This window comes from Maricaulis sp. (assembly GCF_048270265.1).
GTDB lineage: Bacteria > Pseudomonadota > Alphaproteobacteria > Caulobacterales > Maricaulaceae > Maricaulis.
The window spans coordinates 1-6,305 of sequence record NZ_JBLWTD010000045.1 but is presented as its reverse complement, the minus strand read 5'-3'; the positions used below and the strand labels follow the sequence as shown (position 1 = coordinate 6,305).

Annotated in this window: 6 protein-coding genes and 1 tRNA gene; 2 read left to right on the top strand and 5 right to left on the bottom strand. The window is 64.1% G+C overall.

Going from position 1 to position 6,305, the window contains the following annotated elements; translation table 11 throughout:
- Positions 1-415: 415 nt before the first annotated feature.
- Positions 416-505 (bottom strand) — tRNA-Ser (locus ACN0YF_RS14655).
- A gap of 174 nt (positions 506-679) precedes the next feature.
- Here ACN0YF_RS14655 and msrA point away from each other — a divergent pair.
- Together msrA and ACN0YF_RS14645 are read left to right on the top strand one after the other, a co-directional pair.
- A complete protein-coding gene (gene msrA, locus ACN0YF_RS14650; protein WP_417494955.1) occupies positions 680-1,336 on the top strand; it encodes a peptide-methionine (S)-S-oxide reductase MsrA in 657 nt (218 codons plus the stop codon).
- 102 nt (positions 1,337-1,438) lie between these two features.
- Positions 1,439-2,113, top strand: a complete 675-nt coding sequence (locus ACN0YF_RS14645) for an HAD-IB family phosphatase (RefSeq protein WP_417483206.1) — start codon at positions 1,439-1,441, stop codon at positions 2,111-2,113.
- On the opposite strand, the gene serA is transcribed toward ACN0YF_RS14645, so the two are convergent.
- The 4 genes from serA to lepA form a co-directional block, all read right to left on the bottom strand.
- Positions 2,110-3,318, bottom strand: a complete 1,209-nt coding sequence (gene serA / locus ACN0YF_RS14640) for a phosphoglycerate dehydrogenase (protein WP_417483205.1) — start codon at positions 3,316-3,318, stop codon at positions 2,110-2,112. The genes ACN0YF_RS14645 and serA overlap by 4 nt on opposite strands.
- A gap of 147 nt (positions 3,319-3,465) precedes the next feature.
- Entirely contained in the window at positions 3,466-4,035 is a 570-nt protein-coding gene (locus tag ACN0YF_RS14635) for a DUF4287 domain-containing protein (protein WP_417494954.1), read from the bottom strand.
- Positions 4,036-4,092: 57 nt separating this feature from the next.
- Positions 4,093-4,644, bottom strand: a complete 552-nt coding sequence (locus ACN0YF_RS14630) for a redoxin domain-containing protein (RefSeq protein WP_417494953.1) — start codon at positions 4,642-4,644, stop codon at positions 4,093-4,095.
- 118 nt (positions 4,645-4,762) lie between these two features.
- The coding region (gene lepA, locus ACN0YF_RS14625) for a translation elongation factor 4 (protein WP_417494952.1) at positions 4,763-6,305 on the bottom strand (1,543 nt) is incomplete at its 5' end.

The following is a 6,305-nucleotide window of genomic DNA, read 5'->3' as shown; positions in this document are numbered from 1 at the left end:
TCGGCTCGTCAGTGCGCACCGAGTTGGCGCTGTCGAAGTCCCAGCTCTCGCTGGCACCGGCGGCGGACCGGTTGCGTCTGTCCCGATTGTTTCAACCCCGCCTGTCCACCCCTTGCCGGGCTCGGCTATACTGGTGGCATCGGATGCGATGCGGGAGGTGCGGATATCGTCAAAACAGGGGCAAATCCGGGTGAGGAATCGATATGCGATTGTTTTCACAGCGAGTTTTCAAGTTTTCCGGGCGAATCTGTGGCGATGGAAGCGCACAGGAGGGCATCACCAGCGCCATATGAACGTCATCCAGCAGCCACTCAAAGGCAGATCAGGGGCAACAGGGCGATCACTGCCGGCCGGCACAGGCTCGATCACGCACGGCCGCTTGTGCAGCAGGTCCGGGACCGGTGTCGGGGGATAATGGCGGTGAGGGTGGGATTCGAACCCACGAGACGGTTCCCCGCCTACACACTTTCCAGGCGTGCGCCTTCGACCACTCGGCCACCTCACCGCGAGGAGCGCGGACTATACTCATCACAGGGGCCGGGGCAAGTGACCTCAATCAGCTGGAACGGCCCTGCGTGGCAGGCGTTGAGCCGGACGGCCTGCCGGGTGTCGCAGATTCGGCTCTGGCAATCGCGCCCGGAGTGCCTATTTTGATGGCACCTTCATCCAGGAACGCGCCATGACCGAGCCCCGACCGACCCCTGACATCATCCCCGCCGACCGGGCCCTGCCCGGACGGGCGGTTCCGATTGCCACCGCCGGAACGCATTTTGTCACCGGCCGACCGAACGATGTGGCAGTGCCTGAGGGGATCGAGGAAATCTTCTTCGGCATGGGCTGTTTCTGGGGTGTGGAGCGTCTGTTCTGGCAGACCTTCGGCGTCTGGCATACGGCAGTTGGCTATGCCGGCGGCCACACACCCAATCCGACCTATGAGGAAGTCTGCTCCGGCGCGACCGGGCATGCCGAGATCGCGCGGGTGGTCTTTGATCCCGCACAGATCGCCCTTGCCGACCTGCTGAAAGTATTCTGGGAAGGGCATGACCCGACCCAGGGCATGCGCCAGGGCAATGATCGCGGCAGCCAGTACCGTTCGGCGATCTATGCCACCTCGCCGGACCAGATCCGTGAGGCCGAGGCCAGCCGCGCCGGTTACCAGGCCGCCCTGGCGGCCCGGGGACGGGGCATGATCACGACCGAGATTGCCGAAGCGGGCCCCTTCTATCCGGCCGATGAGTATCACCAGCAATACCTGGCGAAGAATCCCGACGGTTATTGCGGCCTGGACGGCACCGGTGTGGTCTGCCCGATCGGGGTGAGCGCCGCTGCGGGCTGACGGCCTGCCCGCGCCGCATTCCGGGACTCGCTCCCCGGAATCGGCACAGGGTGACAGAATGCACCGCCGCGAGGCACGCCGGAGCGGGTGAGGACCCATCATTTGAAACGCCTGATCGCCTTCGATGTCGACTCGACCCTGTTGCGGGTGGAATCGCTGGACACCGCCATTGAGGCGGCGCTGTCGCGCCTGCCTGATGCGACGGAGTCACGCCGGCAATTGCGTGACTTCACCAATGGCGGCATGACCGGCCGCATCGCCCTGCGCGACTCGCTGGAGGCGCGGCTGAAACTGGCCTCGCTCGACCGGACTGCGGTGGCGGAGATGGCCGAAGCGCTGCGCAAGCGTATCACGCCCGGCATGGCGGCGCTGTTGCGGCAATTGCGTGAGCAGGGCGATGACCTGCACGCGGTCTCCGGCGGGTTTGCCGACCTGCTCGAACCCGTGCTCGAGGATCTGGGCTTCGGGCACAGCGAGATCCACGCCAACCGCTTCATCTTCGAGGGCGATCTCGTCACCGGCCTGGACGCGGACTGCCCGCTGTCGCGCAATGGCGGCAAGGCGGAAATTCTCAACCGGATTTCCACCCATGCCGACACCACCATCATCGTTGGTGACGGCATGACCGATTTCGAGGCCTTCGAGCAGGGTGCCGCCGATCGCTTCATCGGTTTTGGCGCCATCGCCCAGCGCGAGGTCGTGCTGGCGGCGGCCGAATGGTCGGGCCAGAGCTATGTCCGCAGCGTCAATGCCCTGGCAAGCGCGCTGAAACTCTAGCCGGTCACCAGACGCGCGCGGATCGTGCCGTCCATCGCCTTGACGCGCTCGAGGAAGCTGTCGGGCAGGTCGCCTTCGAGATCGGCGGCGACATAACCCAGCTCACCACGGGTCTCCAGTTGCTGGGCCGCGATATTGGCGCCGGCCGCACTGACCGCATCATTGAGCCGCGAGAGATAGCCCGGCGCATTGCCGTGAAAGCTGAGCAGGCGCACCCGTCCGGCCTTGATCGGGCCCGGCTCGATCTCCGGGACATTGACCGCGCCCTTGGTGGCGCCATGGGTGAAAAAGCGGGCCAGCTTGGCGGCGACATCATCACCGATCGCTTCCTGGGCTTCCAGGGTCGAACCGCCGACATGCGGGGTGAGGATGACATTCTCGAACTTTTGCAAGGGCGTCTCGAAACGCTCATCCTTCGAGGCCGGCTCCTTCGGGAAGACATCGACGGCCGCGCCGATCAGATGGCCGCTCTCGAGCGCCGCGGCGAGGGCGTCGATATCGACCAGATCGCCACGCGCCTGGTTGATCAGGATCGAGCCCGGCTTCATCCGTGCGATGGCGCGGGCATTCATCATATTGCTGGTTTCCGGCAGGGACGGCACATGCAGCGTGATGACGTCACACATTTCCAGCAATTCATCGAGACTGCCGACCGAGCGGGCATTGCCGTGGGCGAGCTTGGGTTCGACATCGTAGAAATAGACATGCATGCCCAGCCCGCTGGCCAGCACGCTCAATTGCGAGCCGATATTGCCATAGCCGACAATGCCGAGCTTCTTGCCGCGCACTTCGTGCGAATTGGTTGCCGATTTGAGCCATTCGCCGCGCTTGGCAGCGGACGAGCGCAGGGGCACGCCACGCATCAGCATGATCACCGAGGCCAGGGTGAGTTCGGCGACCGAGCGGGTATTGCCAAACGGGCCGTTGAAGACGGGAATTCCCTTGCCGGCCGCCGCATCGAGATCGACCTGGTTGGTACCGATGCAGAAACAGCCCAGCGCCAGCAAACGGGGGGCGGCGTCGAAGGCCGCGGCCGTCATCCGGGTGCGCGAACGGATACCGGCGAAACGGGCATCGGCCAGGGCGGCGTGCAGGGCTTCGGGTTCGAGTGCCGAGGCGTGACGCTCAATCCGCAAACCGGCGGCCAGGAGCGGCGCGTCGGCGACCGGGTGGAGGTTCTCGAACAGGACGGCGGTGTCGGTCATTTGGCGCTCCCATGAATTGGGGCCAGACTAGGAGGATTTCGCTGCACCGCAACATCTGCAGAAGGATTTATCCACGCAGAGGGATGATTTTCGCAGCTCGCCACGCAAATCATGCGCGAAAAGGTCCAGCGCGACACAATAAAATCCTCAACTGGCCTCATAAGCGGCGCGCAGCCAGCCGGTCACCGCATCATCGACGGCGTCCACGCTGTCCAGCCGCACCCGGTGCGTCACCATGGAATTGAACGTGCCCGATGCTTCCAGCCGGCCCTCCGGCGGCACGGCGCCGAGATTGAGACCGAGATCGAGACGGGTCTTTGTCGAGGGCTGGACAATGGCGAACTGTTTCGACCGGCGCAGGGAGACATAGGTCTTCTTCGGCGCCAGCTCGACATCGCCGCCAAGAGTGCGGGCGATCTCCATCAGCCGGTCGTGGATCGGCCGCAGCGCCGCCTTGCCGGCATATTGCGCCTCAACCAGATCCGCCTCGCCCGACGCCGTCTGCGGCGCGATACGTTCCGGATCGAGGCTCGCCGCCGCGACCAGATTGGCATAGCCATGGGTGAGGCCGTGCTCGCCCTTGAGCCAGGCGACGATCTTGCCATGCTTGCGTTCGGGCGCCTGGCCGGCCAGCACCAGCCATTCATCGAGCGCCCGGCCGGTCTTCTCCGGCATGTTGGCAATCATGCTCTGCTTCATCTCTTCCGGCGTGGCCATATCATCCCCTCCCCTTGATCCGGGAAAGGCTAGCCAATCGCGGCGGCCGGGAAAACCCTATTCGCCGGCGGGAGCCGGTTCGGCGGTGCCGGCCAGATCGTGCAGGGCGGCGAGCGTCAGGGTGACATGCTCATTCGGGTTCATTTCCGAATGCTTGAAGGCAATCGTGCCATCGGCGGCAAGCACATAGGAGGTGCGGCTGGTCCAGCCCGGACGCATCATCAGGCCGACCCCATAGGCCGAAACCGTTTCGCGATCGACCGCGGCGACCGGGAAGGCGCTGGCGCAATGCGCCTCGGAGAATTCGGACAGACGATCGGTATTGCCGGCGGTGAGACCGATCAGGGTGGCCCCGGCGGCGGTGAATTCGGCCGCGGATTCGGCGAACATGGCCGCTTCGACATTACAGCCACCGGTGAAGGCGGCGGGGAAGAAATACATCACCACCGGACCGTTCGCGAGCGCGTCGCCGAGATCAAAATGGAAGGCTTCGCCGCCGAGAAAACCATCGGCCTGGAACAGGGGCGCGGTATCGCCAACTTCCGGCTCAGCAAAGGCCGGCGCGGCAAGACAGGCGGTGACAGCGAGGCTGGCGAGAAAACGGCGCATGGTGAACTCCAGGGGTTGGGGCAGCGATATCCTACCGCATAAATGCGCCCTGCCGGAAATTAAACAAGGGCGCGCGGCCAGTCAGCCGGCTCGCTTACCAAAAGGTGAGTGGATGCGGCTAGTTGTCGTCCATCTTCAACGCCGCGATAAAGGCTTCCTGCGGGATATCGACCTTGCCGAACTGGCGCATCTTCTTCTTGCCGGCCTTTTGCTTGTCCAGCAGCTTGCGCTTGCGGGTGGCGTCGCCGCCATAGCATTTCGCGGTCACGTCCTTGCGCATCGCCGACAGGGTCTCGCGGGCGACGATACGGCCGCCGATCGCGGCCTGGATCGGGATCTTGAACATGTGGCGCGGGATCAGGTCCTTGAGCTTCTCGCACATGGCGCGGCCACGCTGTTCGGCCCGGCCGCGATGGACCACCATGGAAAGCGCATCGACCGGCTCGTCATTGACCAGGATCGACATGCGCACGAGATCGCCCTCGCGGTCATCAACCCAGTGATAATCGAAGCTGGCATAGCCCTTGGAGATGGATTTCAACCGGTCGTAGAAATCGAACACGACTTCATTGAGCGGCAATTCATAGACCAGCATGGCGCGGCTGCCGGCATAGGTCAGCTCGAGCTGATTGCCGCGGCGGTCCTGGCAGAGCTTGAGCACGCTGCCGAGATATTCGTCGGGAACCAGGATGGTCGCCTTGATCCACGGTTCGGCAATCGACTTGATCTTCATCACATCGGGCATGTCGGCCGGATTGTGCAGATCGATCTGGGTGCCGTCGGTCATGTCGATCTTGTAGACCACGGACGGGGCCGTGGTGATCAGTTCGATATTGTATTCGCGCTCGAGACGCTCGCGGATGACTTCCAGATGCAGCAGGCCGAGGAAGCCGCAGCGGAAGCCGAAGCCGAGCGCCGCCGAGGTCTCCATCTCGAAGGAGAAGCTGGCATCATTGAGGGCGAGGCGTTCGATCGCTTCGCGCAGATCCTCGAATTCGGCGCTGTCGACCGGGAAGAGGCCACAGAACACCACCGGCTGGGCCGGTTTGAAGCCCTTCAGGGCCTGGTCGCAGGGGCGGCGGTCATCGGTGATGGTGTCACCGACCCGGGCATCGCGCACCTGTTTGATCGAGGCGTTGAGATAGCCGATCTCGCCCGGCCCCAGGCTGTCGATCGCTTCCTTCTTGGGCCGGAAGACACCGACGCCATCAACGGGATAGGCCCCGCCGGAGCGCATCAGGCGAACCTTCATGCCCTTTTTCAGCCTGCCCTCGATGATCCGCACCAGGCAGATGACGCCGAGATAGCTGTCATACCAGCTATCGACCAGCATCGCCTTGAGCGGCGCATCCGCATCGCCAACGGCTGGCGGCGGCAGGCGTTTGACGACCGCTTCCAGCACATCCTCGATGCCGAACCCGGTCTTGGCGGAGATCTCGACGGCCTCGGAGGCGTCGATACCGATCACATCCTCGATCTGCTCCTTGACGCGCGGCACATCGGCGGCGGGCAGATCGATCTTGTTGAGCACGGGGACGATCTCGTGATCGACCTCGATCGCCTGATACACATTCGCCAGCGTCTGGGCCTCGACGCCCTGGGAGGCATCGACCACGAGCAGCGAGCCTTCGCAGGCGGCGAGTGAGCGGTTGACCTCATAG

What these genes read in the sequence shown, in the direction of transcription:
- msrA (WP_417494955.1), top strand. Translation starts at nt 680, where the DNA reads ATGACCGAGCCCCGACCGACCCCTGACATCATCCCCGCCGACCGGGCC.
- serA (WP_417483205.1), bottom strand. Translation starts at nt 3,318, where the DNA reads ATGACCGACACCGCCGTCCTGTTCGAGAACCTCCACCCGGTCGCCGAC.
- ACN0YF_RS14635 (WP_417494954.1), bottom strand. Translation starts at nt 4,035, where the DNA reads ATGGCCACGCCGGAAGAGATGAAGCAGAGCATGATTGCCAACATGCCG.
- ACN0YF_RS14630 (WP_417494953.1), bottom strand. Translation starts at nt 4,644, where the DNA reads ATGCGCCGTTTTCTCGCCAGCCTCGCTGTCACCGCCTGTCTTGCCGCG.